Origin of the sequence: Bacillus sp. J41TS8, assembly GCF_018333035.1 — a bacterium.
Taxonomy (GTDB): Bacteria; Bacillota; Bacilli; order Bacillales; family Bacillaceae; genus Bacillus; species Bacillus paralicheniformis.
The window spans coordinates 38,238-64,824 of sequence record NZ_BORF01000013.1; the positions used below are offsets into that span (position 1 = coordinate 38,238).

The 26,587-nt window shown below is 46.1% G+C and carries 28 protein-coding genes; 14 read left to right on the plus strand and 14 right to left on the minus strand.

The features are described from left to right. Positions 1-4: 4 nt before the first annotated feature. Positions 5-865, minus strand: a complete 861-nt coding sequence (locus KI350_RS16855) for a peptidylprolyl isomerase (protein ID WP_020450793.1) — start codon at positions 863-865, stop codon at positions 5-7. A gap of 163 nt (positions 866-1,028) precedes the next feature. On the opposite strand from KI350_RS16855, the gene KI350_RS16860 reads away from it, so the two are divergent. Further along, on the plus strand, positions 1,029-1,115 hold the full coding sequence (locus KI350_RS16860) for a YjcZ family sporulation protein (protein WP_003180245.1): 87 nt from the start codon (positions 1,029-1,031) through the stop codon (positions 1,113-1,115). A gap of 127 nt (positions 1,116-1,242) precedes the next feature. Further along, the gene (locus tag KI350_RS16865; RefSeq protein ID WP_020450794.1) at positions 1,243-1,341 is read left to right on the plus strand and encodes a YjcZ family sporulation protein; all 99 of its coding nucleotides are present in this window, start codon (positions 1,243-1,245) and stop codon (positions 1,339-1,341) included. 54 nt (positions 1,342-1,395) lie between these two features. Here the strand turns inward: KI350_RS16865 and KI350_RS16870 are convergent, their stop codons facing one another. After that, positions 1,396-1,611, minus strand: a complete 216-nt coding sequence (locus KI350_RS16870) for a hypothetical protein (RefSeq protein ID WP_003180249.1) — start codon at positions 1,609-1,611, stop codon at positions 1,396-1,398. Positions 1,612-1,689: 78 nt separating this feature from the next. Further along, on the minus strand, positions 1,690-2,205 hold the full coding sequence (locus KI350_RS16875; protein WP_023856554.1) for a DUF3267 domain-containing protein: 516 nt from the start codon (positions 2,203-2,205) through the stop codon (positions 1,690-1,692). Between the two features lie 213 nt (positions 2,206-2,418). Here KI350_RS16875 and KI350_RS16880 point away from each other — a divergent pair, with 213 nt between their 5' ends. Then, positions 2,419-2,766, plus strand: coding sequence for a YhaI family protein (locus KI350_RS16880; protein ID WP_023856555.1), 348 nt, complete (start codon positions 2,419-2,421; stop codon positions 2,764-2,766). On the opposite strand, the gene KI350_RS16885 is transcribed toward KI350_RS16880, so the two are convergent. Next, positions 2,763-3,383, minus strand: a complete 621-nt coding sequence (locus tag KI350_RS16885) for an HTH-type transcriptional regulator Hpr (protein WP_020450797.1) — start codon at positions 3,381-3,383, stop codon at positions 2,763-2,765. The genes KI350_RS16880 and KI350_RS16885 overlap by 4 nt on opposite strands. A 193-nt stretch (positions 3,384-3,576) precedes the next feature. Further along, a complete protein-coding gene (locus tag KI350_RS16890; protein ID WP_003180256.1) occupies positions 3,577-3,933 on the minus strand; it encodes a YtxH domain-containing protein in 357 nt (118 codons plus the stop codon). A gap of 161 nt (positions 3,934-4,094) precedes the next feature. Here KI350_RS16890 and yhzF point away from each other — a divergent pair, with 161 nt between their 5' ends. Continuing rightward, positions 4,095-4,286 (plus strand): membrane protein YhzF, encoded by a 192-nt coding sequence (yhzF, locus tag KI350_RS16895; RefSeq protein ID WP_020450798.1) that lies wholly within the window; start codon positions 4,095-4,097, stop codon positions 4,284-4,286. A 91-nt stretch (positions 4,287-4,377) separates the two neighbouring features. Here yhzF and KI350_RS16900 read toward each other — a convergent pair whose 3' ends face one another. The 3 genes from KI350_RS16900 to KI350_RS16910 all read right to left on the minus strand — a co-directional run bounded on the left by KI350_RS16900 (position 4,378) and on the right by KI350_RS16910 (position 6,740). Then, on the minus strand, positions 4,378-4,905 hold the full coding sequence (locus KI350_RS16900; RefSeq protein WP_023856557.1) for a tryptophan transporter: 528 nt from the start codon (positions 4,903-4,905) through the stop codon (positions 4,378-4,380). A gap of 143 nt (positions 4,906-5,048) precedes the next feature. Further along, positions 5,049-6,122: a 3-phosphoserine/phosphohydroxythreonine transaminase gene (gene serC, locus KI350_RS16905; protein ID WP_212930540.1), complete on the minus strand. Its 1,074-nt coding sequence runs from the start codon at positions 6,120-6,122 to the stop codon at positions 5,049-5,051. A gap of 198 nt (positions 6,123-6,320) precedes the next feature. Continuing rightward, positions 6,321-6,740 carry an HIT family protein gene (locus tag KI350_RS16910; protein ID WP_020450801.1) on the minus strand — a complete coding sequence of 140 codons (420 nt, stop codon included), beginning with the start codon at positions 6,738-6,740 and terminating at the stop codon, positions 6,321-6,323. 524 nt (positions 6,741-7,264) lie between these two features. Here KI350_RS16910 and KI350_RS16915 point away from each other — a divergent pair. Genes KI350_RS16915 through KI350_RS16925 form a run of 3 tightly spaced genes read left to right on the plus strand, consistent with a single transcriptional unit; the run spans position 7,265 to position 9,983 of the window. Then, positions 7,265-8,005, plus strand: coding sequence for an ABC transporter ATP-binding protein (locus KI350_RS16915; RefSeq protein WP_020450802.1), 741 nt, complete (start codon positions 7,265-7,267; stop codon positions 8,003-8,005). Next, entirely contained in the window at positions 7,998-9,224 is a 1,227-nt protein-coding gene (locus tag KI350_RS16920; protein ID WP_020450803.1) for an ABC transporter permease, read from the plus strand. The genes KI350_RS16915 and KI350_RS16920 overlap by 8 nt, the downstream gene beginning before the upstream one ends. Before the next feature lie 48 nt (positions 9,225-9,272). Beyond that, the gene (locus tag KI350_RS16925) at positions 9,273-9,983 is read left to right on the plus strand and encodes an EcsC family protein (protein WP_023856559.1); all 711 of its coding nucleotides are present in this window, start codon (positions 9,273-9,275) and stop codon (positions 9,981-9,983) included. Between the two features lie 30 nt (positions 9,984-10,013). Here the strand turns inward: KI350_RS16925 and KI350_RS16930 are convergent, their stop codons facing one another. From KI350_RS16930 to KI350_RS16940, 3 genes are all read right to left on the minus strand, one after another. Then, the gene (locus KI350_RS16930) at positions 10,014-11,174 is read right to left on the minus strand and encodes a M20 family metallopeptidase (RefSeq protein ID WP_165395396.1); all 1,161 of its coding nucleotides are present in this window, start codon (positions 11,172-11,174) and stop codon (positions 10,014-10,016) included. Between the two features lie 140 nt (positions 11,175-11,314). After that, a complete protein-coding gene (locus KI350_RS16935; protein ID WP_023856561.1) occupies positions 11,315-12,691 on the minus strand; it encodes a membrane protein in 1,377 nt (458 codons plus the stop codon). A gap of 107 nt (positions 12,692-12,798) precedes the next feature. Further along, complete coding sequence (locus KI350_RS16940) at positions 12,799-13,302, minus strand: antibiotic biosynthesis monooxygenase family protein (protein ID WP_023856562.1); 504 nt, start codon at positions 13,300-13,302, stop codon at positions 12,799-12,801. 132 nt (positions 13,303-13,434) lie between these two features. Between KI350_RS16940 and KI350_RS16945 the strand changes: the two genes are divergently transcribed. The 6 genes from KI350_RS16945 (at position 13,435) to KI350_RS16970 (ending at position 22,203) form a co-directional block, all read left to right on the plus strand. Next, positions 13,435-15,573 carry a transglycosylase domain-containing protein gene (locus KI350_RS16945; protein ID WP_023856563.1) on the plus strand — a complete coding sequence of 713 codons (2,139 nt, stop codon included), beginning with the start codon at positions 13,435-13,437 and terminating at the stop codon, positions 15,571-15,573. A 125-nt stretch (positions 15,574-15,698) separates the two neighbouring features. Beyond that, the gene (gene hemE / locus KI350_RS16950; protein ID WP_023856564.1) at positions 15,699-16,760 is read left to right on the plus strand and encodes a uroporphyrinogen decarboxylase; all 1,062 of its coding nucleotides are present in this window, start codon (positions 15,699-15,701) and stop codon (positions 16,758-16,760) included. Between the two features lie 73 nt (positions 16,761-16,833). Next, on the plus strand, positions 16,834-17,772 hold the full coding sequence (gene hemH / locus KI350_RS16955) for a ferrochelatase (protein WP_212930541.1): 939 nt from the start codon (positions 16,834-16,836) through the stop codon (positions 17,770-17,772). 15 nt (positions 17,773-17,787) lie between these two features. After that, positions 17,788-19,200 carry a protoporphyrinogen oxidase gene (hemY, locus tag KI350_RS16960; RefSeq protein WP_023856566.1) on the plus strand — a complete coding sequence of 471 codons (1,413 nt, stop codon included), beginning with the start codon at positions 17,788-17,790 and terminating at the stop codon, positions 19,198-19,200. Between the two features lie 196 nt (positions 19,201-19,396). Further along, the gene (locus KI350_RS16965; protein ID WP_003180287.1) at positions 19,397-19,969 is read left to right on the plus strand and encodes a TetR/AcrR family transcriptional regulator; all 573 of its coding nucleotides are present in this window, start codon (positions 19,397-19,399) and stop codon (positions 19,967-19,969) included. Positions 19,970-20,040: 71 nt separating this feature from the next. Beyond that, entirely contained in the window at positions 20,041-22,203 is a 2,163-nt protein-coding gene (locus tag KI350_RS16970) for a YhgE/Pip domain-containing protein (RefSeq protein ID WP_065643329.1), read from the plus strand. 55 nt (positions 22,204-22,258) lie between these two features. On the opposite strand, the gene KI350_RS16975 is transcribed toward KI350_RS16970, so the two are convergent. Next, the gene (locus KI350_RS16975; RefSeq protein WP_023856568.1) at positions 22,259-23,254 is read right to left on the minus strand and encodes a ketoacyl-ACP synthase III; all 996 of its coding nucleotides are present in this window, start codon (positions 23,252-23,254) and stop codon (positions 22,259-22,261) included. A gap of 106 nt (positions 23,255-23,360) precedes the next feature. Between KI350_RS16975 and KI350_RS16980 the strand changes: the two genes are divergently transcribed. Next, positions 23,361-24,398, plus strand: a complete 1,038-nt coding sequence (locus tag KI350_RS16980) for a M42 family metallopeptidase (RefSeq protein WP_016886430.1) — start codon at positions 23,361-23,363, stop codon at positions 24,396-24,398. Between the two features lie 431 nt (positions 24,399-24,829). Here the strand turns inward: KI350_RS16980 and KI350_RS16985 are convergent, their stop codons facing one another. Continuing rightward, positions 24,830-26,116 carry a glutamate/proton symporter GltT gene (locus KI350_RS16985; RefSeq protein WP_003180300.1) on the minus strand — a complete coding sequence of 429 codons (1,287 nt, stop codon included), beginning with the start codon at positions 26,114-26,116 and terminating at the stop codon, positions 24,830-24,832. Positions 26,117-26,424: 308 nt separating this feature from the next. Next, on the minus strand, positions 26,425-26,559 hold the full coding sequence (gene yhfH, locus KI350_RS16990) for a protein YhfH (protein ID WP_003180302.1): 135 nt from the start codon (positions 26,557-26,559) through the stop codon (positions 26,425-26,427). Positions 26,560-26,587 lie beyond the last annotated feature (28 nt).

The following is a 26,587-nucleotide window of genomic DNA, read 5'->3' on the forward strand; positions in this document are numbered from 1 at the left end:
GGCGTCAGCTGCTGCTGCTTGTCTGAGCTTGGCGCTGGTCGACTTGTTTTTTCAACTCTTTGTCTTTTACTTTTAGATCAGCATCTTTGACAAGTTTGTCGATAACAGATTGCAGTTCAGTTTGATCGTTTTGCTTTTGTTCTTGGACCTCTTTTTTGAGATCTTTTTTCATGTCTTCATATTTGCCGCGCTCTTCGTCTTTCTTAATGATGTGATAGCCGAATTGCGATTTCACAGGGCCGCTGATTTCGCCGGTTTTCAAAGCAAACGCAGCTTTGACGAAATCCTTGTCCATGTTATCTTCCTTGCCGACCCATCCGAGATCGCCGCCTTTTTCGGCTGTTCCGTCAGTTGAATACTCTTTTGCAAGGTCTTCGAATTTTTCGCCTTTTTTCAGCTTTTTCTCAACTTCTTCAGCCGTTTTCTTTTCCTTCACAAGAATGTGGCTCAAGTGGATTTTGCCTTTTAGGCCGTCATAATATTCTTTTACGTCATCATCGGTTACTTTTATGTTATCCTTTGCGGCTTTTTTCATGAGAAGTTCGTATTTGATCTGTTCTTTGACGAAGTCTTCGCCTTTCTGCTCAATGAGCTGGTTGAGCTGGTCACCCATCGACTTTTTGTACTCGTTCAGCTTTTTGTCGATTTCTTTGTCGGAGACATTGTATTTATCATCGAGTACTTTTTGCTGAACGAGCATGTTCAGTGCGTCCGCTCCGGCATTGTCTTTTAATGTTTGATAAAGGTCTTCTTTTGTAATATTTCCAGCTTTTGTTTCTGCAACAACCTCAGAGTCTCCTCCGCTGCATGCGCTGAGAGCCAGCACACTTGTCGCTGTAATCGCCGCAATTGCAATCTTCTTCATAAATGCAAACACTCCTAATCATAACAGTTTAAACTTTCCTTTGAATTGTATCATATCATATTCTGACATGCTGTAAAAAGATTTTCAACAGAGGGGCATCCGTCTAGTCAAATTTTCTTTCCGCTCATACAAATATATTGATCAAGAAAAGGAGGTCAATAACATGAGCGGAGGATACTCAAGCGGTTTTGCTTTATTGGTCGTGTTGTTCATTTTATTAATCATCGTTGGTGCAGCTTATCTGTACTAAAACCTTAGAAAATGAGAAAAGAACCGTCATTTTTTCAGGCGGTTCTTTTCTTTTGGACGATAGCCTAATCGTTTCATGACATTCGTGCATACACTAATGTAACGACTGGGGCAGAGGAGGTGTCAATATGGGCGACGGTTATACAGGAGGTTTCGCTGGCGGCTTTGCGCTGCTTGTGGTACTGTTCATCTTATTAATTATTATTGGTGCTTCTTGGATATGCTAATCAACAAAAGGATAGCTGCCGGATCAATACGATCGGCAGCTATCCTTTTTTTCTTTACACCGTAAAGGAAATCTCAATGAATGATGAGATCAATAAAATTAAGATCAGCACATTAATCATTCTAAACACCTTATCCTGCCGTTCTTCAGGAATCTCTCTGACAAGGCATAAAGAGTTTGTAAGCTTGTTTATGTTGAAGACAGTAAAAACCGCAAACAAGATGAAATAAAAAAGGATGATAGGAGATCCCCCTCTCTGTTTCTGCTCCATACTACATTACCAAATATTTATTAAAAAAGATAGAAAATAGACTGAAAAAAAGGATTTTCCAAGTGCCGAGCGGCTGGATTATTTTTGTATTAAAATATCAAAATCGTCGGCTTCCTGATCGACATAGCAGTTTTTAGGCGCTTTGATCAGTTTCCAGGCAAACAGAAAATCAGGCAGACAATAGCCGAAATGAATGCTTGAAATGATGCAGAAATAATGAGCAAAGCTCGGCATCACAGCCCCCGCGTAAAATAAAGCAGGCGTGATGACGAAAAAAGGGCAGAGAAGAGAGACAAGCATCGTGTTTTTTGGAACTTCTCTCCATGTTCTCATTTTCAACCAATAAATCTTTTTTTCTAATTTTTTCTTGCTGATCAACGGCAAGATATGAAGAATTTTATGGGCAATTATAGCCGCAACCAATAGTCCTGCAAACAAAAGGGCGTGATCGCCTCTCTGAACAGTTTGCGGATGAATCAGTTGCATCGCTAAATATTCGGGAATAAAAAATAAAATCATTAAACTGACGGCAGTAAGCACGATGCGCATGCCTCCATAATCTTTAACGAGATTGATGGTTTTCCAGCAACTCATAAATGACATCCTTCCGTTTCAACAAACTGTTATATGAAATCCTCAGAATAATTTACTCCTCTGGATGAGAAAAATCAATCCCTTTTTCGAAAAAAATTTCGTCATTTTCCAAAGAATTTAGAAGGGTGTAAAAGGAACAGAAATCTCCCGTGTTGAACTTTCATCAGAAGGGAATATCGGCTAAAATAAGAGAAAGGGAGAGAAGGGACAAATATGAACTCTATGGAGCAACGCCTTGAGCGGCTGGAATATTACATCAAACTGTTATTGAACAATGCGGATATGGAAGAGTATCCGTATTATAAAATGTTGATCGAAAAGGGCTTATCAGAGGAAGAAGCAAAGGAAACGGAAAAGCTGTGCGAAGAGCTCTCCAAGGAGCTTGAAGCACAAAAAGCGCAAGGATATGTGATGTTCGATCATCTCCTCACGCTTTTTGCGGGACAGTTAAATGAAAAACTTGAAGTGCACGAAACGATTTTCGCCCTTCACAGACAAGGTCTGTACAAACCGCTGATGAGCGAATTCATCAGCATTATCAGGCAATACGATCTGGCTTAGTTTTTAAGAGGCTCAAGCGGTTTGTCCATCTCTATCGATTCCCCGGCTTCTTTTGCTTCTTGTTTTTTCTTCATTTTGCCCTCTTCGCTCGTAAATTCACTTTCGATGTTTGAAAACGATTTTTCGAAAATTTCCATGAAGTCATCGCCGTAAATATGGCGGATGATCGACATCATCTCGACGATTTCTGGAAACTTCCCGTACAGCTGATGAAGGGGCTGAGCGCCTTTTAAGACGGCATTCCGGGTCGGATCGTAAGACTCGAGGATTTTAAGGAAAACGTCTTCACCTTTCGGAGTCAGCTGAATGTAAGTGTTTCGTTTGTCATTCAACTTTTTGGAAAACTCCAGGTAACCTCTTTCCTCAAGTTTTTTTGAAAAATTAAACGCTGTGGATACGTGCATGACGCCGAACTTGGCGATTTCCGAAATGGATGCACCGTTCAGCTGGTAGGCGATCCACAAAATATGATGCTCGTTAATGTTCAGATCATAAGGTTTAATCCACTGCTGCCAATCCTTTTCTATTGACTTCCAAAGCGCCTTGCTAAGCTGTGCCATTCTTTGACTGAATAAAAGGGCTTCTTTCACCGTATAGGGCTCTTCCGCTCGATTCATTCACTTCACCTGCTTCTCTTTATCTTATAATTTCTATTATGCCAATAAAATAAAGATTAATAAAGATGTAAATTTACGAAATTTTTAAAAAATCCAGCTTTACGGTGTGAAATCAGGATTTTACCCAAAAAAAGAGCGTGAAAATTTTCCATTCACACCCCTTTTTTAAGGTTCATTTTTTTCGCTGAGTATATTAGTTTTGTAAGGTTTTCTCCAGCTGTTTTATCTTTTCTTCAATCTCAGCGATTTCCTTTTTTAAGTCCTGCTGGTGAGGTTTGATTTCCTCGCGCCATTCTTGGATGGACGTTTGCAGTTCGCTGCCGACGTCTTTGATGATTTCTGCGCCTTCTATGGCGGTTTTGACGAATTGCTCTTTTAATGCGATTCCGTCGTTTTTCAGCCTTTTGACGGTGTCTTCCCATTTACCGCAGTTGGCTTTTAGCTGTCCTCTCAAGTTTTTTCCTGAAGTCGGCGCGGTCAGCAATGCTGCAACACCGCCAATAACACCGCCTACAATCAGTCCAGCTGCTAAAGATCGGCCTTTTGACATGTACATCACCCCGGTTATATTTTTAAAGATCAGGCTTGGCAGGCGCCCGTCTTCTCATGATTAGATACTGGCGTTCGAGCCGGGCCATCCGTTTCTCTTCTTAGAAACTTCTGCATAGCTTGCTTTATTTTAGCATACTTTTAAAAAAAGGAGGGAGAGGGTTGTCTGTCATTATCATTGTTTTGACAATTTTAAGCGCTGTGTTTACCGCCGGCTCCTTTTATTATTTAAGGCTTCTCGGATATTCTGCATCTTACCCGCCGAAACGCATTCTTAAACAAAAAGCGCTTTTTTGCACGGGAAGCGCAGGATTGGCGCTCCTGCTCCTTTTTTTTATTCAGCTTCTTATATAAAATATCGGGCGGATTCCCCTTTTTTTGACCATCAAAATGAAAAAAACCTCTTCAAAAAAAGGATAACCCTTTTCAAGAAGAGGTTCTGGTTTTATTTGACTTGTTCAATCAGCCTTGAGCGCTTCATGATCGACTGCACGATCGGGAAGATGACCGCCATGGAGATCGTGTTGATCAAGGCAGCAGGTAAAACGACAACAGAAAACAGGGTAATGAACCCCTGGTTTCCAGGCAGGCCGACGATGAACAGCGCAGCCGTAAGGAAAATGGTTCCGGAAAGAACCGTTCCTGCAGCAGTTAATCCGGCGGCGGCAAGCGTTTTGCTGTTCAGCTTTTTCACAAGCAGAAATACGCCGAAGAACATCAAGGCTGTTAGCGGTTTGTCGATGATGTTGGGCAGCTGTCCTCCCGGAAAAGCCGTCGTCAACGCGGAAATGACGCCTGTCACGATTCCGATGACAAGAACATTTTGCAATCTAGGGAACAAAAGGATTCCCATAAACATCATGATCAGCATCATATCCGGCTTCATTCCGTAGAAAAAAGGCGGAATCACAGCGTGAAGCGCCGCTCCAATGGCGACAAACAGGGCCATAGCCACTAATTCTTTTGTTTTCATGTCTATTCTCTCCTCATCTAGGCTCTTTTTACGCTTTCCAATAATATGCTCGTCATTTATTGCGAAAGCTTTCTAGTAGTATATCAAACTTTCGAAGGAATGGGGAAGCCTTTTTCGCCATCTTCCATCATCAGGATAAACCATCAGTTTTCTTCGCGGAATTTCTTCATAAAGGCCGCCAGCTTTTCGCAGTCTTCAACAGATACGGCATTGTAAATCGAAGCGCGGCAGCCTCCGACCGAACGGTGTCCGCCAAGCCCTGACATTTTTTCTTCCTTTGCCTTTGCGATGAATGATGCTGTCAGCTCATCATTTTTGAGGTTAAAAGTGACGTTCATGTTTGAGCGGCTGTCTTCTCTCGCATGGCCGCGGTAGAATCCGCCGCTTTCGTCGATCGCGTTGTATAAAATACCGGCCTTTTCTCGATTGCGTTTCTCAATGGCATCGAGGCCGCCTTTTTCCTTGAGCCACTCCAGCACGAGAGACAGCATATAAATCGCAAAAGTCGGAGGGGTATTGTAGAGAGAATCCGCTTTGGCATGTGTTGAGTACTTCAGGATTTTGGCAACTTGCTCGTTTTCTTTGCCGAGCCAGTCTTTTTTCATGATGACAACGGTCACCCCTGACGGTCCGAGGTTTTTCTGAGCGCCAGCATAGATGATGTCAAATTGGGAAACATCGATTTTTCTGCTTAAAATATCGCTGGACATATCAGCGACAACCGGAATCGGAGCGTCAGGGAACTTTTGCCACTGCGTTCCGAAGATCGTGTTGTTGGAAGTCAGGTGGAGGTAAGCACCGTCTGCCGGAATCTCCGGTACTTCGGGAATATAGCTGTACGTATCTTCTTTACTGGACGCGATGATCGATGTGTTTCCGAAGAGCTTCGCTTCGGCGAGCGCTTTTTCAGACCAGGCGCCTGTCATTATGTAGTGCGCCGTTTTGTCTTTGGAGAGGAAGTTCATCGGAATCATTGAGAACTGAAGGCTTGCTCCGCCTTGCAGAAACATGACTTCATAATCATCAGGTATGTCCATCAGTTCCTTTAACAGAGTTTTCGCTTTTTGATGAACGGCGTCATACTCTTTGCTGCGGTGGGACAGCTCCATCACGGACATCCCCGCACCGTTGAAATCAAGAAATTCGTCTTTCGCCTTTTGCAGTACTTCTAAAGGCAGTGCTGCCGGTCCTGCGTTAAAGTTCGTTGTACGTATCATCACAATCGCTCCCTGTTCATGTATAAAAATATAAAACCATCCTAACATAAAAGGTTCCGGTTATACATAAAAAATTTGAATTGTGTGAAATATAGAACAAAGTCTATTTAGTCGTGCCGGGCGATCTGATAAATGTGGAGTTTTTTTGAACGAAAAAAAGACGCCGGCAGCTGCCGGCGCCCTTGGACAATGTCTCGATTACAGGTGCTTGTTGATGGAAGCTGCAATGTTCTGCAAGTCTTCCGGTGAATAGTCGTCCGCATGTGTTTTCCAGACGGCTCCGAATCCGTCTCCTTTGCCGTAGCGGGGGATGATGTGCATGTGATAGTGGAAGACGGACTGCCCCGCTTTTTCGCCATTGTTATTCAGAAGGTTTAAGCCGATCGGCTCGTATTCGTCTTTGATAGCTTGGGCGATTTTCGGAACCGCTTCAAAAAATTCCCTTGAAACATCAGGTGTCATTTCGTAAATATTGGTTTTATGAACTTTTGGAATCACAAGCGTATGCCCTTTTGTGACTTGGCTGATGTCGAGAAAAGCCAGTACATGTTCATTTTCAAATACCTTTGCACAAGGGATTTCTCCGTTTATGATTTTGCAGAAAATACAGTCGCTCATACTTTTCCTCCTTTTTCCATCAGGGAAAGGTTATGTATAAGCAACATATTACCACAATTTGCGCGAAAACACGAAAAACAGGATGAACGGCTCCAACGTTCACCCTGCCTGAAGAAGGTACGCTTTAATGAAGAAACGTTAACTGCCTTTTGCAAGCACCCCATTTTCGTCAAAATGAAAGCTTGTAACGCCTATACATTTCCTGCGACAAACACCTCATTTGATCGTCACACCTTTTTTATATGACGGAGATGTCAAATAAAGCAGGTGCTTTCTCAATTCAGTGGATGAAAGAAATTTCTAAGCTTGACATGTTTCATACTCAGGAACTCTTGCCGATTTTGTCTTTGACAAACACCTCATTCGCCAGAGTTGATAAGCTTTCCCTTCTTCAAGAATTAGAATGTCCTGATGCGCATTCGATTATTCGTTTTATTTTAAGGCCGAAAAGCGGGAGGGAAAACGTTTCAAATACATTCTTGTTTTTGGTACTATTAAGAAAAATGCAGGAAAGGAACGAACGTATGTCACTACTGACTGTTAATGAGTTAACTGGAGGGTATACAAGAAACCCGGTGCTGCGCGATGTTTCATTTGCGATTGAACGGGAGCAGATCGTCGGGCTGATCGGTTTGAACGGAGCGGGGAAAAGCACGACGATCCGGCATATCATCGGCTTAATGGAACCGCACAAAGGATCGGTTGAATTGAACGGCAAAACGTTCATGGACGATCCGGAAAGCTATCGTTCCCAATTTACGTTTATTCCGGAAACGCCGATTTTATATGAAGAGCTGACATTGAAGGAGCATTTGGAGCTGACGGCGATGGCGTATGGCCTTTCGAAGGAAACGTTCGAGAAAAGGCTTCCGCCGCTTTTGAAAGAATTCAGAATGGAGAAGCGCCTGAAATGGTTCCCTGCCCATTTTTCAAAAGGTATGAAGCAGAAGGTTATGATCATGTGCGCTTTCCTTGTCGAACCCGACCTGTACATTATAGACGAACCGTTTCTCGGTCTTGATCCGCTGGCGATCAATGCCCTTCTCGAGCGGATGAACGAAGCGAAGAAAAACGGCGCGGCCGTTTTGATGTCGACGCATATTTTGGCAACGGCAGAGCGGTATTGCGACTCCTTCATTATTCTTCATAACGGCGAAGTGCGGGCGAAAGGAACGCTTGATGAGCTCAGAGAGCAGTTTTCGATGGAAGAAGCGAGCCTCGACGACCTGTATCTTGAACTGACGAAGGAAGAGAGCTATGAATAGCATTCTGGGGATTTGGAAGACAAGAATTGAGGAGTATGTCAAAGAAACAAGATCATATTTGAAATACATGCTGAATGACCACCTTGTCATCGTCATGATTTTTTTCCTTGCAGGAGCTGCGAGCTGGTACAGCAAATGGCTGAAAGAGATGCCCGAAGGTTTTCCCGCCTATTGGGTGATGGCCGTCATCTTTTCGTTCATTTTGACAGGCTCATACGTCCGCACGCTAATTAAAGAAGCGGATCTCGTCTTTTTGCTGCCGCTCGAAGCAAAGATGGAGCCGTATTTTCAGCAGGCTTTCCGATTCAGTTTGTTGACGCAGCTTTTTCCGCTGGCCGCCGCGGCCCTCGCTTTGGCACCGCTCTATTTTGAAGCGAGCGGCCAGGCATTTTCCGCGTACTTCATCTTGCTGATTCAGCTGCTCGTCTTAAAAGGATGGAACACAGCGATGCAATGGCGGATGACGTTTTTCGGCGAAAAAAACATGAGGGTCACCGACTGGATTGTCAGACTGCTTCTCAACACGATCGCGATCTATTTCGCTTTAGCGTCTTCATACGGATTTGCAGCAGCTGTCTACCTGATCATGGCCGCTCTGTATGTGTATTTTAAAATGATCGATAAGAAAAAATCGTTTAAATGGGAGCTGCATATTGAAGACGAAATCAGAAGAAAGCAGCGGTTCTACAGAATTGCGAACCTATTCACAGACGTTCCCCATCTTAGAAAGCAGGCGAAAAGAAGAGCATATCTCGATTGGATGCTCCGGTTTATTCCGTATGAACAGCGCCGGACATTTACATATATGTACGGAAGGGCCTTTATCAGATCAAACGACTATTTCGGTATCGTCGTCAGGCTGACCGCAATTTTTGGTATCATCATCGCTTATTTTTCGACATATGAGTGGGTTTCTGCGGCGCTCATCGTCTTTACCGTATTCATTACAGGAATTCAGCTGACACCGCTGTTTGATCATTTTTCACATTTGTCCTTGCAGGAGCTTTATCCCGTCAAAGCTGCAGAAAAGCGGAAGAGCTTTTTCGGTCTGCTTCACATTGTTCTGAGCGTCCAGGCGCTTGTTTTGTCTGCCGTTGCCGGAGCCATGATGCAGTGGACCGGGATGCTTGCCGGACTGGCCGGCTCCGCATTGCTTATATTTGTAATTTTGAAGCCTTATTTCAACAGCAGATTGAAGAAAAATGCCAAGAGATCATGAATCCTTTTCTTTTTAAGCAAGTATGATGAAAGAAGAGGTGAGAGGCGCATGAATGAAAACCAGCTTTATTTGGAGGAAGCGATCCGCTGGAAAATGAAGTTTCTCAGAAAGCCGTCGATGGCTGAGCGGATGTCGAAAGGCGTGCAGTCGAAAATCAACGCCCGCATTCCCGCCAAAGTTCATAAAGCGATAACAGAAAGCATTAAAAAGATGGTCGAGGCCACTTTGCTCGGCTCGAATTTGACGACTTTTGACAAGAAAACAGGCACGCTTTCGCTAAGGGAAAAAGATGAGCTGGCTCAGAAGACGATCGCCCAGTATCAAAAGGCGGCTGCCGTTGAAGGGATCGGAACAGGCGCAGGCGGGATTTTTCTCGGACTGGCGGACTTTCCGCTTTTGCTCGGCATCAAAATGAAATGCCTGTTTGAATTGGCGTCGATTTACGGATACGATATCAAGGAAAAAGAAGAGCGGATGTTTCTTCTGTATATTTTTCAGCTCGCCTTCTCAGGGGAAGCTCACCGAAAAGAAATTTTCCGTATGATTGAACATTGGGAAACCGAAAAGCGCGAAATCGATTGGCTGGCATTTCAGCAGGAATACCGGGACTATCTCGATCTTGTAAAGCTGTTTCAGCTTGTGCCGGGCTTCGGCGCGGTCATAGGCGGAACGGCTAACTATAAGCTGCTTGGGCATCTTGGGGAAACAGCGAGACACGTTTTCCATATGAGGTTGATACATGAGACAGCCGGATATTGATGATCCGGCTGTTTTTTGCTTTTTCGGTTGTTACATTGCAGGCGTTTCGCGGAGCGACTGCTCTTTCTCCTGATAGGAGACAGCGGCATTTGCCAGCACCTTGGCTGCGATCAGCAGCGCTTTTTCATCAAGATCGAATTTCGGATGGTGGTGGGGAAACACCGCGTCCGGATTTTCAGGACGGGCGCCTGTAAAGAAAAATGTCCCTTTGACGCGCTCTAGGTAGTAAGCGAAATCTTCCCCGCCCATTTGCATGCCGCTTTCCTCAACGTTTTCGACGCCTTCTGTCTGTTTAGCGATTTTTGCGAGAAAAGCCGTTTCTTCCGGATGATTGCAGACAGGCGGATAGCCCCTTTCGAAGGAATAGTCACAGTCAGCGCCATGCATGCCGCATATACCTTTTGCAATCTGTTCAATTTCGTTTTCAATCAAGGTGCGGATTTCATCATTGAAGGAACGCGCCGTCCCGATTAAAACGGCTTTATCAGCGATGACATTAAAGGAGTTTTCGGCAACAAATGAACCTATCGAAACGACTGCCGGCTGAGTCGGATCGAGCCTGCGGCTGACAATCTGCTGGAGTGAAGCGACGATCTGCGATCCGATCAACACGGCGTCTTTTGTTTTATGAGGCTGTGCGCCATGCCCGCCTTTGCCTTTAATCGTAATCGTAAAACGGTCCGCAGCGGCCATGATCGGTCCTGTTCGATATTGAACGGTTCCCGTCGGCTCTGTAGCCCACAAATGGGTTCCGAAAATCACGTCAACACCGTCAAGACAGCCGTCTTCAATCATCGGCCTGGCTCCACCCGGGGAATATTCCTCGGCGTGCTGATGGATGAGGACGATCTTTCCTTTTAAACGGTCGGCATGTTCGTTCAAAATTTTCGCGAGGACGAGCAGGGTGGCCGTGTGCCCGTCGTGTCCGCAGGCATGCATCACTCCCGGCACCGTCGACCGGTAAGGCACATCTTTTTCATCATGAATGGGCAGCGCGTCAAAATCGGCTCGAAGCGCAATGACGGGGCCGGGCGATCCGCCTTCGATGTGCGCGAGAACTCCGCCCCCGCCGACATTGGTGCGGATAGGAATACCGAGCGCTTCATAGTAAGAAGCGATAAATGCGGCTGTTTTCTTTTCTTGAAAAGAAAGCTCCGGGTGCTGATGAAAATGACGCCTCAATTTGACCATTTCATCGTAGTGTGCATCAAGCTGCTCATTAATTTGTCGGATGAATGCGGATGCGCTCAAAAAAATTCCTCCTTTTAGGAATGACAAGTTTTTATAATTTTATGACAACTGAAGCCGCTGTTCAACCTTGCTGTCACGTTTTATAGAAGAAAAATGGCGGCAATCGTTGTGACAGTTAATCCGGCTGCTACAGGAATAAAGTTTTTTCTGGCAAGATCGAACGGGTCCACTTTACAAATCGCTGCTACCGGAATGAGCGCCCATGGCACAAGCGTACCGCCGCCGACCCAAATGGCTGAGATTTGGCCGAGTGCGGTCAGAACGGCCGGGTTGCCGTCAACAGCCGCAGCAAACATCGAAGCAGCTGATCCGGCTAGAGATATTCCTGAAAAACCGGAGCCGTCAAGACCGGTCACCGCTCCCGTGACAGTGAGCGCCACTGCGGCGAGTTCTGGAGAGAGCGGGACGCTGTGGGCAAAAGCTGAACCGAGGTCCTGCACGATCCTATTAGAAAAACCGGGTATCTCGGCTGTCAGTACTTTTTCGAAACCCGCGTCGCCCAAGTAAAAAAAGGCGGCGATCGGAATGACGGGGGCAAACACTTTAAAGCCGAACTGAAATCCGCGAATGAAATAACCGGTGATTTTCTCAAGACGACGGTGTTTGTGGACGATAAAATGAATGAGAATCATGACGAAGACAGCTGTTCCTCCGACAAGCGCCGTCGCTTCGTCTCCTTGCAATTCCAAGATCAGCATCGCGGCGATATCCCCTAAAAAAATGACCGGAATCATCAGTGCGAGCCATTTTCTTGGGGCTGGGGGAAGAAGCCATTCAGGCTCGCTTTGCCGCCGCTCACTGTTTGCGGCTGCTTGATTGTCTTTCTCTTTCCTGAGCATAAAAAAGGCTGCCGCCGTTGTCGAAAAGCCCATGATCAGGACGAGCGGAACGCTTGCAGACATCACTTCTGCAACGGACAGTCCGGCTGCATCTCCGGTCAATTTAGGCGCCGCCTGGATGATATAATCGCCTGATAGAGCGAAACCGTGGCCGAACAAATTCATGGCGCACGCTACCGCTATCGGGGAGAGGCCGGCTTTCAGCGCGGCAGGCAGGAGGACGGCGCCGATCAATGCGACAGCCGGGGAGGGCCAAAAAAATGAAGAAATGATAAACATTAAAGCTCCGGTGATCCAGTAGGCCAAGGCAGGACCTTTCATCCATTTGGCGATCGGAGTGACCATTGCTTCATTAACGCCGGTCTTTGCCAGCAGTTCGCTCATCGAAACGGTAAAGCAGATGATGAAAATGGTCGGGAGAAGTTCTCCGGCGGCGTAGATTAAGCTGTTGAACAGGCCCATCACAGAGGCAATGGCAGAATGGGTCGCCGCTAATGAAATGAAAAAAACCCCGGCAAGCGATATAAAGGTGGTATCAAGACGAAGAAGCATAAATGCGAGAATTGCAGCGATAAAGCCCAAATATATAAAGTGAACGGACGTTAATTCAATTTCCATTTCCCGATCCCCCCGTTAACATAACCTCATACAGCTTATTCCTGGGCTGTCAGAGTGTGAAGGAAGGGCTCATTTCCTCGGAAATAAAAAACTGCCTTAAAAGGCAGTTATTCGACAGAATGATACGAAGAAATATAGGATGGGCGGGAAAAAATCGTTCCGCCTTGGTTGATTCCAGCTGAAGATTCCTTCTTTTGATGGGCTTCGCCGAACGATTTGGAGCTTTTCCAGTCCTGAAACGACTGTTCTGTGTCCCACAGCGTCAGTACGATATACGTATCGCTGTCTTTCGGCCTCAGCACCCTGAGGGCTTTAAAGCCAGGCTGATTTTCGATTTTTCCGGCTCTGTTTTTAAAACGGGTTTCGAAAAGCGGTCTTCCTTCCGGTGTGACAGGGATGTTGTTGAGGACGGCGAATCCGGAATGTTCCAAAGTTCCCGACTGATCGATGATTTCGTAGCGGTGAGGAGAATGAAAGACGCTTTCTCCGTCGGTTTCGTGAAAGAGAATGGCGGAATCGTGGCTTTTCATAAATAACATGTTTTCAAGACCGTGCTGTTTGGCGAGCTTTTTTAAAAACTCGACAGTTCCGTATGTAATGTAAAAATTCAATTTTATCACCCCTTTTTGATAGTATAACAAAAGGACGATTTAAAATTCTATCTATTACCCGCTATAAATGCTGCAACATAATTTGAAGAAAAAATTCCCATACTAGCTATAGAAAGGAATGAGGTGACCCATATGAGAAAGAGATTTTTCATTCCAATCATCATTACAGCGGCGATATTCCTTTTATCGTTAATCGGATATATTACGATTTTGTTTCTGGGGGATTATGTGATTGATGAAAAGAAACTGATTTTCCATGCTTCTTCTAAAATCGTCGACCAAAATGGAGAAGAAGTCACAAGCCTCTATACTGAAAACAGAAGACCTATTTCAATTGCCGAGGTGCCGGACGGCGTAAAAAATGCCTTTATCGCGGTTGAAGACAAGCGCTTTTATGAGCACCACGGCATCGATTTTAAATCCGTGAGCCGTGCGGTCTATAAAGATATATTAGCGGGAGGAAAAGTGGAAGGTGGAAGTACGATCACCCAGCAGCTCGCAAAAAACACTTTTTTGACACACGACAAAACGTTTTTAAGAAAAACGAAAGAAGTCATAATCGCGATCAACTTGGAGCGGGACTACAGCAAAGACAAGCTTTTGGAAATGTATTTGAACCAGCTTTATTTCGGGCACGGCGTCTATGGAATCCAGGCGGCTGCAAACTACTTTTTTAGCAAAGATGTGAAAGACTTGACGGTCAGTGAGGGAGCGGTGTTGGCTTCCATTCCTAAAGCGCCGTCCACGTATTCGCCCATTCTCAATCCGGAAAAAAGTCGTGAGCGACGCAATGTCATTCTCGGCATGATGAACGAGCAGGGATATATCAGCTCAAAGGAAACCGTCAGAGCCCAAGGCAGCACATTGGGCCTCCACGTGAAAGAAAAATCAAAAAATCCGTGGCTTGACAGCTATATTGATCTGGTCATGAAAGAAGCGGAAGACAAATATTCGATTTCGAGTGAACAGCTTCTTCAAGGCGGATACACAATCAGTGTTCCGCTCGACGTTTCGATACAAAAAGCGGCTTACACGCTGATGAAGCAGGACGGCTATTTTCCCGGAACAGACAATAAAGCTGAAGGGAGCGCCGTTTTTATCGATAACCGGACAGGCGGCGTAGTGGCCGCTCTCGGAGGTCGGGAATACGCTCCGAAAGGCTACAACAGGGCAACAGCCCCGCGTCAGCCGGGTTCGACTTTTAAACCGCTTGCCGTTTACGGCCCCGCTCTTGAAGAAAAGCGGTTTAAGCCGTACTCCATGCTTGAAGATAAACAGCTTTCGTACGGCGGCTACTCGCCGAAAAATTATGACGGCCAGTACGAGGGCAAGGTCTCTATGGTGGATGCGCTGACCTACAGCAAAAACGCGCCTGCCGTATGGACGCTAAATGAGATCGGAATCGAAACGGTGAAGCCTTATCTCAGCCGCTTGGGCATGAACGTGCCGGATGAGGGCCTGGCATTGGGGCTGGGCGGCTTAGAGAAAGGAGTGTCGCCGCTTGAGATTGCCGGGGCATACCGGACCTTTGCAAATTCAGGACAATACACCGAGCCGTTCTTTATTAAAAAAATCACGGACGAAAACGGGGATGTCATATTCCGCCGCGAGGAAAAATCAGAAAAGGTATTCAGCAAACAAACCGCTTGGAACATGACGCGAATGCTAGAGGAGGTCGTGAAAAGCGGAACGGGAAAAGCCGGTGATTTTTCCGGAGAGATTGCAGGAAAAACGGGCTCGACCACGTATACCGGAAAAGAGGGCGGAACAAAAGATGCCTGGTTTGCGGGGTATACGCCCGAAGTGACGGGAGCTGTCTGGATGGGCTACGATAAAACGGATGAATCCCATTATTTAAAAGGCGGCAGCGCTTATCCGACAAGGCTGTTTAAAGACATTTTAAAACGCTCCAACCATAAGCCTGAACGATTTAAGGCGCCTGAAGGTGTAAAAGATCTGGACAGGCCGATCCGCCTCGAAGATTTGGAAAGTGTTAAAGCAGACTATTCCTTTACGCCGATGGGGCTGATTACGGTGTCATTAAAATGGCATGAACAAGAGGATAAAAGGGTTGAATACCGAATATATGAAAGGAAAAACGGAAAAGAAACGCTCATTGATACGGTTAAGGGGAAAGGAAGCTATTCAATCCCTTATGCAAACATCTTTTCCAATGCTTCCTATAAAATTGTTCCGTACAATCCGCAGACGAAAACAGAGGGGAAAGGGACTGATTATATCGAACCGAAAGTGTTTCCTTCGGGTCATTAGGTACCCGAAATTCATCAATTTCTTGAACAATAAGTCTCATGAGTATACCGTTCAATAAAAAAACGGTATATTGGAAGGAGTAATTTTGCGAACGTATGGTTGCAGCTTGAAAGGTGGATATCATGATGAAAAACGACAAGGCTTTTAATGACACATTCTTAAAAGCGTGCCGAGGAGAAAAAGCCGCCCATGTACCGGTATGGTACATGAGGCAGGCTGGAAGATCACAGCCTGAGTACAGAGCGCTCAAGGAAAAATACGGACTGTTCGAAATTACGCATCAGCCCGAACTGTGCGCTTACGTGACAAGGCTCCCCGTCGAACAGTACGGTGTCGATGCGGCAATACTTTATAAAGACATAATGACACCGCTTCCAGGTATTGGCGTTGACGTCGAAATTAAAAACGGCATCGGTCCTGTCATCGATCAGCCGATCACATCTCTCACAGATGTTGAAAAACTCGGCGAACTCGAGCCGGAGGAGCATATACCATATGTGCTGGAGACGATCAGGCTCTTGACAGAAGAACAGCTGAACGTTCCGCTGATCGGTTTTACTGGGGCGCCGTTTACACTGGCCAGCTATATGATCGAAGGCGGCCCGTCCAAAAACTACAATAAAACAAAAGCGTTTATGTACAGCCAGCCTGCTGCATGGGACCTCTTGATGAAAAAGCTCGGGAAGATGGCGGCTGTATACGTCAAAGCCCAAATCCGCGCCGGCGCCAAAGCCATTCAAGTGTTCGATTCCTGGGTCGGCGCGTTGAATGTCGGTGATTACTGCCGCTATATCAAGCCGACGATGGACATTCTTTTCAAAGAGCTGAAAAAAGAAGGCGTGCCGCTGATAATGTTCGGGGTCGGCGCAAGCCACCTCGCGACTGAATGGCACGATCTTGACCTTGACGTCGTCGGGTTGGACTGGCGGATGAGCGTGCAGGAAGCCAGGGATAAAGGGCTGACAAAAACGCTTCAGGGGAATTTGGATCCTTCGATCCTCCTCGCCCCGTGGGAAGTCATTGAAGAGAGGACGAAAGCCATTCTCGATCAGGGCATGCAGACGGACCGGTTTATTTTCAACCTCGGTCACGGGATTTTTCCCGAAGTGAGTCCTGACACACTGAAAAAATTGACGGCATTTGTTCATGAGTATTCCGCCTCAAAAAAATCGAGCCTGATGACATGAGCATTTCAGTTGGTCTTTTCAATATAAACTGTCAAAATACGTATAGATCATGATCTTTAAAGAGGTGTTCACGTTGGGTAAAAAGAAAATGGGGCTTCTTGTGATGGCGTATGGGACGCCGTACAAAGAGGAAGACATTGAACGTTATTATACACACATCAGAAGAGGCAGGAAGCCTGAGCCTGACATGCTTCAGGACTTAAAAGACCGCTATAAGGCGATCGGCGGAATTTCTCCGCTTGCAAAGATCACGGAAGAGCAGACGAAGCAGCTGGAAAAACGCTTAAACGAGCTTCAGGATGATGTGGTATTCAAGTCATATATCGGTCTCAAACACATCGAACCTTTCATCGAGGATGCCGTTCAGGAGATGCATAAAGACGGGATTACAGAAGCCGTCAGCATCGTGCTTGCGCCCCATTTCTCCACCTTCAGCGTACAGTCGTACAACAAGCGGGCGAAAGACGAGGCTGAAAAGCTCGGCGGATTGTCGATCACATCGATCAACAGCTGGTATGATGAGCCGAAATTCATCGCATATTGGGCGGATCAAGTGAGAAAAATCTATGACGAAATGCCTTCGGAAGAAAGGGAAAACGCCGTCTTGATTGTATCGGCGCACAGCCTTCCCGAAAAGATCGTCGAAATGGGTGATCCATACCCTGAACAGCTTAAAGAATCAGCGAAGCTGATTGCCGAAGCAGCGGGTGTAAAAGATTACGCCGTCGGCTGGCAAAGCGAAGGAAACACCCCTGATCCGTGGCTTGGGCCGGATGTTCAGGATTTGACCCGTGACTTGTCAGAGCAAAAAGGGTACAGCGCTTTTGTTTATGCTCCCGTCGGCTTCGTAGCTGACCATTTGGAAGTTCTTTATGACAACGAATATGAATGCAAAGTCGTCACAGACGATATCGGAGCAAGCTATTACAGACCTGAAATGCCTAACGCAAAACATGAGTTTATCGATGCTTTAGCAGATGTTGTATTAAAACAATTGGAGAAAGAACAGTAAAGAAGGCGATTGTAAATGAGTGGAGAACGCAGGCAGATTGTCATCATCGGCGGCGGTATTACCGGATTGGCCGCCGCCTTCTACTTGGAGAAGGAAATCAAAAAGAACGATCTCCCGGCCGAAGTCACGCTTGTTGAAGCAAGTCCGAGACTGGGCGGAAAGATACAGACGGTACACAAAGACGGCTATGTGATTGAACGGGGGCCGGATTCATTTTTGGAACGGAAGCAAAGCGCACCTCAGCTCGTGAAGGATCTCGGGCTGGAGCACTTGCTCGTGAACAACGCGACAGGCCAGTCTTATGTTCTTGTCAGCGAAACGCTCTATCCGATTCCGGAAGGAGCTGTGATGGGGGTGCCGACAAAAATCGGACCTTTTCTGACAACCGGCTTGTTTTCCTTGCCGGGGAAGTTGAGAGCCGGAATGGATTTGCTGCTTCCAGCGAGCAAGCCGCAGGAAGACCAGTCGCTCGGAGAATTTTTCAGAAGGCGTGTCGGCGGTGAAGTGGTGGAGAACCTGATCGAACCGCTTTTGTCAGGCATTTATGCCGGGGACATTGACCGCCTCAGTCTGATGTCAACTTTCCCGCAATTCTACCAGACAGAACAGAAGTACAGAAGCTTGATCATCGGGATGAAAAAATCGCGCGGCGCCCAGAGCGCCAAAAAGCCTGCGAACAAAAAGAAAGGCCAGTTCCAGACGGTGAAAACCGGCCTGCAGACGATTGTTGAAGAACTGGAAAAGCAGCTCGATATCACAAAGGTTTATAAAGGCACAAAGGTCGTCAGCATTGAGCGCGCGGGCTCGGGCTACAGCATGAAACTTGACAACGGCAAGGTGCTTCACGCTGATTCGGCCGTGGTCACCGCTCCCCATAAAGCAGCTGCCGCGATGTTTCCAAAAGCGGATTGGCTGAAGGGTTTAGAAGATATGGTGTCAACATCTGTCGCCAATGTGGCGCTCGGATTTCCGGAAGAAGCCGTCCAAATGGAGCATCAAGGAACAGGCTTTGTCATTTCAAGGAACAGCGACTTTTCGATTACGGCGTGTACTTGGACAAACAAAAAATGGCCGAGCACAACGCCTGAAGGAAAAGTTCTGTTAAGAGCTTATGTGGGGAAAGCCGGCGATGAGTCCGTTGTCGAACAGTCAGATAACGAAATGGTGAAAATCGTCCTCGACGATTTAAGGCGGATTATGAAGATCGACGGCGAGCCGGAAATGACCTGCATCACAAGATGGCATGAAGCGATGCCGCAATACCATGTCGGCCATAAGAAAAGAATGAAAGAGATCAGGGAAGGGTTACAGGCGTCATATCCGGGCGTTTTCATGACGGGGGCCTCTTTTGAAGGGGTCGGCATTCCGGATTGCATCGACCAAGGCAAGCAGGCCGTAGCCGATGTACTCTCACACCTTTTCGAATAAAGAAGAGCAAATAAAGCTGTCCGAATCCATTCGGCGGCTTTTTTTATTTCACTCTTTTTACAGCTTTCATCATTTTAAAGTTTGTTTATGGAAAAGATAACATTTAAATTATTGCATTTTATATTCAGGTGTGTTACATTACTTTTTGTACTTACTGACCAAAATGTTCAAATAGTCAATTTCGGGGTGAGAAACCGTGAGCAAAGATCGAAAAGCACTGATTTTAGAAGCGGCGACAAAATCGTTTACACAATTCGGCTACAAAGCGACGACGATGGATCTGGTGGCGAAGCTTGCCAATGTCGGCAAAGGTACGATTTATACTTTTTTCAAGAATAAAGAGGAACTGTTCGACGACATTTTTTCTTCGCTTCTGATTGAGATGAAGCAAACGGCTGATCAAGCGATTGATCCTGATCTGCCTTTTCACGAAAATGCCCATCGCGCGATGATGGCGATATTGGAGTACAGAAAGAAGCACCAGCTGACCATTAAGATCTTTCAGGAAGGTGCGGAGCTCGGCACACCGGCGGCCCGCGAAGTGATTGAAAAGCTGGAACGCATGGTCATCAGCTATATTAAGAGAAAGATTAAAGAAGCGATTAAAAATGACGATATTAGACCGTGTGACCCCGAGCTGAACGCGTTTGTCATCTTCAAGCTTTACATCGCGCTCATCTTTGACTGGGAAAAAAACCATGAACCGCTGAAAGATGAAGAGTTGGCAGAGATGCTGAAAATGTATATTTTAAAAGGATTATCTCGTTAGATTGTCCTTTCTTTGTTTAAAGGGGTGCTTATCCGCATAGAGAGCGGCTACTAACTAGGAGGCGTATCAACATGAATGTTTTCAAAAACCAGTGGAGAGAACTGATAACCAATAAAAAACTACTGATATCCGTGATCGGGGTTCTCTTTATACCGCTGATTTACAGCAGCATATTTTTGGCGGCGTACTGGGACCCATACGGAAACGTCGATCAGCTCCCCGTAGCGGTTGTGAATTCCGACAAGGGAACGACATATGAAGGAAAAGACCTTCACATCGGCGACGACCTTGTCAAAGAACTGAAAAAAAACGATAAATTCGACTGGCATTTTACGACGAAGGAAAAAGCGCTGAGAGGCTTGCAAAATGAGGAATACTACATGGTTGTAGAAATTCCTGAATACTTTTCGAAAGATGCCAGCACGGTGATGGATAAACATCCGAAAAAGCTGAATCTGATTTATCATACAAACGCCGGTCGAAACTATGTCGGCGCCCAGATCAGCGATAAAGCGATTGAACAGCTTCAGCATTCAGTCGGTTCTGAAATCACGCAGCAATATGCTGAAGTCATCTTTGACAATTTCGGCAAAATCGCAAAAGGTCTCGGTGAAGCCAGCGAAGGAGCCGGAAAACTGGATAAAGGACTGAAAGATGCGAAAGAAGGAAGCGAAACGCTGAAAAAGAACCTTGAAAAGCTCGCAAAAAGCCAAATTCAGTTCAACAAAGACGGAATGGAGAAGTTCGGCACAGCATTCAATACGCTGAACGACAAAATTCATGAGCTTGATTCAGGGCTTGCGCAATTTTTGGAAAAAAGCGGCCAGCTGCACAGCGGTGCTCAACAGCTCCAACAAGGCATGCCTCAGATTGTGGCGGGATTGGAGCAGATGAATGAAAAAGCGCAGATGATAAGCAAACTCGAAGAAGCGATTTCAAATGAAAAGATTCAGCAGCTTGAAACGGCACTTTCAAACGCCGAAAAGGCGAAAAAAGAAATCAGTCAGATTTCAAAAAATATTGATGAGCTTGAAGCGGCATTGAAAAACCAGCATAGTGAAGTCAAACAAATTATTGAATCCAGCAACATGCTGACACAAGAACAGAAAGCCGCGCTTATGAAACAAGTCGATGAAAAAATGGGAACGGTGAAGCTGCCTGAGTTTGACAAGTTGAAAGCGCAAATTCCCGATGTAAGCGAACTTCCCGATTTATCCGGGCTGAAACAGAAGCTTGAGGAATTGAAGCGAGTTCCTTCGGATGTGAACAAGCTTTATAAAGGATCGCAAAAGATTCAGCAAGGGCTCGATGCGCTGACAAACGGTTTGGGTGCTTACAACGAAAAATTCGCGGTGGCGAAAAGCGGATCATCCAAAATCGCCGAAGGCAGCCAGACGTTAGTCGGGAAGTTCGGCGATCTGCAAAGCGCGGCTGATAAACTGAAAGACGGTTCTTCCAAGCTTGCAGAAGGGGCTAAATCTCTTGATGAAGGTCTTGGCAAGCTGTCTGACGGAAGCGGGGAGCTGTTTGACAAGCTGTCTGACGCTGCCGATCAGACCGGCGATATTCAAGCGGGAGACGAAAACTACAATATGTTCTCAGATCCCGTCGATGTGAAAGGCGATAAAATCGATCCGGTTTCCAACTACGGAACAGGATTAACCCCGTATATTTTGTCGCTCGGCTTATTTGTCGGTGCATTAATGATCACCGTCGTCTTTGATGTGAAAGAGCCGGCCGTCCGGCCTGAATCAGCTTTCGGCTGGTTTATGAGCAAATTCAGCGTACTTTTTGCAGTGGGGATTCTTCAAGCGGCGATCGCCTGCACGATCATTCTCTCTGGCATCGGGCTTGAAGTGCAAAGCGTCTGGAGATTTTATGTGTTCAGTATGATCATGAGCATTACATGTCTTGCGATCATTCAATTTTTGGCTGCGACCATGGGAAATCCGGGACGTTTCATTGCCGTCATTCTGCTCGTGCTTCAGCTTGGAGGAAGCGGAGGAACATTCCCTCTTGCACTTGTTCCTAAGTTCTTCCAAGTCATCCATTCCGCACTGCCGATGACCTACAGCATTGCGGGATACAGAGCGGTGATTTCAAGCGGAGACTACGCGTATATGTGGGAGCAGGCTGCCGTGCTCGGCGGTGTTGCGATCGTCATGATGGCCTTGACGCTGATTTATTTTAAAGTGCTGCTGAGAAAAGGAAAAGTTGAAGAGCAGCACGCATAAAAGAAAAACATCTTTTCAAGCCCGGCAAGGGCAAGAAAAGATGTTTTTTTTGAAATCAGGAAGCTGGCGCGCCCCATTTTACAATCAGTCCCGTATATGTAAGACCCCCGCCGAAACCGAACAGAATCAAGTTATCGCCCTCTTTCAACTTTCCGTTTTTGACGGCTTCATCAAGGGCGAGAACGATTGATACGGATGAGGTGTTGCCAAACCATTCGACGCTCGTCAGCGCTTTTTCGAGTGAAATTCCGGTTTTTTCGCAAATTGATTCGACCATTCGCAAATTCGCGCTGTGCGGGACGAACCAATCGATATCTTTCAGCTCCATTTCAGCTTGGATAAGCAGCTTTTTGACGCCTTCGGGAATGGATCTGACCGCCCATTTATACACTTCGCGGCCGTTTTGAACCATTTTTCCTTCACCTGAGAGCGGCTCCCCTTTAAGGTCGCTGCGCAAGCCGGTTCTGTATAAATGGCGGGCTCCGTCACCTTTCGTATCCTGGGTAAAAGTAATAAAGCTTGGGGAATTGTCGTCCCGTTCGACAAGCAGGGCGCCCGCGCCGTCGCCGAACAAGATGCAAGACGCGCGGTCTGTGTAGTCGGTTGTTTTGGATAAGGTTTCACCGCTGATCACAAGAATTTTTTTATGCAGTCCGGAAGTGATCAGGCCGTTGGCGATATGCAATCCGTATGTTAATCCCGCGCAAGTCGCATTTACATCCACCGCGCCGACTTCTTTCCATCCGAAGTGCTCCTGAACCTGGCATGCCGTGCTTGGAAAAGCATAGTCCGCCGTTGTGGTAGAGACGATGATCATGTCAATATCGTCCAGCGTGCCGTTGTATCTGCTTTGTAGATTTTCAACGGCCTTTATGCAAAGATCTGATGTGAATTCGTGACTTCCTGCGATTCGCCTTTCTTTCATTCCTGTCCGCTGAACGATCCATTCATCAGAAGTATCGACGATTTTTTCAAAGTCTTTGTTTGTCATGCGCTTTTCGGGAACATAGGTGCCGATGGCGGAAATTCGCGCTTTTGATAAAGTTTTCATGAAGTTCACTCTCCTTTTTTTTATTATAACACCTAGTATTAGTATCTGGTACTAAAATATTGATCTGATGTATACTATAAACATCACAAGTTGGGAGGAATGAACAATGTCAGGACAGAAAACGCTGGAGCTCATCAAGGAGCTCGTCTCCATCCCGAGCCCTACCGGAAATACGTATGACATCATAGACTATATCAATCGCCTATTACAGGAAGAAGGAGTCGAAACAAAGTTTAACCGTAAGGGCGGCCTGATCGCGACGATACCGGGCCGCGACAAAGCCCGGCACCGGATGCTCACCGCTCATGTCGATACCCTCGGAGCGATGGTGAAAGAGATTAAGCCGAACGGAAGGCTGAAAATTGACTTAATCGGGGGGTTCAATTACAACTCGATTGAAGGCGAGTATTGCAAAATTGAAACAGCATCAGGGAAAACTTACACCGGCACGATCTTAATGCATCAGACATCAGTGCATGTTTACAAAGACGCCGGAAAAGCCGAGCGGAACCAGAAGAATATGGAGGTCCGCATTGACGAACCGGTCCGCAGTGAAGAAGAAACCCGGGCACTCGGCATCAATGTCGGTGATTTTATCTCCTTCGACCCGCGCGTTGAGATCACACCGAGCGGGTTTATCAAATCGCGTCATCTTGATGATAAAGCAAGCGTCGCCCTCCTTATTGAGCTGATCAGAACGATCAACACAGAAGGGATGACACTGCCTTACACAACACATTTTTTAATTTCCAACAATGAAGAAATCGGTTATGGCGGCAACTCCAATATCCCGCCTGAAACGGTGGAATATTTGGCTGTTGATATGGGAGCGATCGGCGATGGGCAGTCAACCGACGAATATACGGTATCCATTTGTGTGAAGGATGCCAGCGGGCCATATCACTACGGGCTTCGCAAGCGTCTGACCGCTCTTTGTGAAACATACGGAATCGAGTATAAGCTTGATATTTACCCGTACTACGGCTCAGATGCTTCAGCAGCCATCAGAGCGGGCCATGATATCGTCCACGGGCTGATCGGCCCGGGAATTGACGCATCCCACGCGTTTGAAAGGACGCATCAGTCGTCCTTGGAGCAGACGGCAAAGCTGCTGTATCATTATGTCCTGTCTGACATGGCATAAAAAAGCTCCCAAAGGATCCCGGTCCCTTGGGAGTAAAAAAAGAGTGGAAGTCATCCATCCGTAGAGGATGGCGTTTACTTCCCAGTATTCATAGTGTTTTTTCTTTTTGCAGTGATCAAAGTGGTCAAACTTCTTGTAGTCATAGTCATAATCATACTTCTTATAGCATGGATAATAGTAGTAATAATAGTAGTAGTAGTATTTCTTGCAGTCGTGGTCTTTCTTGTGGTAGTCAAAGTCATAATCTTTCTTGCAATGGTCATGGTAAAAATACATTAAACTTCCCTCCAGTTTTCTTTTCTAATTTAACTACAGTACATCGTATGTAAACGAAAGGAAGTTGTTTGGACAGGTTTCTTGAGCAAATTGCATATTTTTAAAAAAACGTATGTTTCTCCAAAAGCGGGAAACATACGTTTTTTTGCGGGCTGTCAGCCGGACATTTTCATATCTGCCGGCTCCCTTTGATTTAAGACGGTCTGTCCTTTAACGGCGTCATATTCACCTTCCCATTTTGACATGACCACAGCGGCAAGAGCGTTTCCGGTCAGGTTGACGACCGTTCTCGCCATATCCATAATCCGGTCGACTCCGGCAATGAAGGCCAGCCCTTCAGCAGGAACGCCGATCGTGCCCAGAGTCGCGAGAAGAACGACGAATGATGTGCCGGGAACGGCAGCCATTCCTTTAGAAGTGACCATCAGGACAAGGATGAGCGTGAGCTGCTGCCCAATGGACAGATCGATGCCGTAGACCTGCGCCAGAAACAGCGCCGCGATTGCCTGATACAGGACAGAGCCGTCAAGGTTAAATGTGTAGCCGATCGGAATGACAAACGACACAATGCCTTTCGGACAGCCGATTTTCTCCATTTTTTCCATGACGCGCGGAAGCACAGTTTCAGAGCTTGATGTACTGTATGCAAGAAGAAGCTCATCTTTCATATAGGCCAAAAATTTAAATATATTGATACCGCACAGCTTGCCGACGATCCCAAAAATGACAATCAGGAAGAAAGCAAGAGCAAGATAGACAAGCAAAACGAGCTTTCCCAATGATAAAAGCGAAGAAAAACCAAATTTTGAAACCGTTACACCAATTAAAGCAAAAACGCCGAACGGCGCGAATTTCATGACGATGTTCACGACGTGGAACATGGCTTGAGACGTTGCCTCAAAAAAGGAAAGCACAGGCTTGCCTTTTTCGCCTATGGCTGACACTCCGAGTGCGAACAGAACAGTGAAGCAAATGATCGCAAGCAGATCGCCTTCAGCGAGCGATTGGAAAAAGTTTGTCGGCACAATGTGCAGGAACGTGTCTGCGACAGATTTGGTGCTTGCCTCTTTTTCTGTTTCTACATATTGGCTGATATCCTGTTTTTCAGCACCAGAAAAGTTTACGCCGTGTCCAGGCTGAATGATATTTCCAAGGAGCAGTCCGAGCACGATCGCAAAAGTCGTAATGATTTCAAAGTACAGAATCGTCCGAAAACCGAGCCTGCCGACCTTTTTTCCGCTGCCGGCCCCTGCAACCCCGACAATCAAGCTCGAAACGACAATAGGAATCACAATCATTTTGATTAATCTTAAGAACAAATCACCGACGGGCTGCAGATACGTTGCGACCGCAGGGTTTCCGAACCAAATCGCTCCTGCTGCAACACCTAAAATCAGCCCGAGGAAAATTTGTGTGGCTAATCCGAATTTAAGTCTTTTCATAGATGCCCTCCCAACGCATGCTTAATTTATACTAGAATATTAAACTTGAGATCGTAAATTAAGTATAGCGAAAGAAAATACAGCTCGTCCATTAAAAAAATAACGTCTGAATATATTGAAAATTCAAATATGAGATGATCATCCCAGCTTAAATTCAAATCGGGACGTTCATCGGTGTATATTTCCCTAAGTGAAATAGTAAAATGTTATTAAAATAATGAATTTTGACAAGAATCTCTCTCTTTATAACTAACTTTATGACAAAAAAACGCCCCGGGGAGATCCGCCGGGGCATTTTTTAATGACGTCTATATATCTTTTACATTTAAGCATTTAGAGCAAGTGTTTCCGTAGCATTCGTGCTGCTCATCAATATCGTGGCCGCATTTTGAACATTTTTTGGAAGGCAAATTTCTGAAGAACTCGGTGATTTTAGCGAGCATGTTGATTCCCCCAATTCGTTTGTTGTCA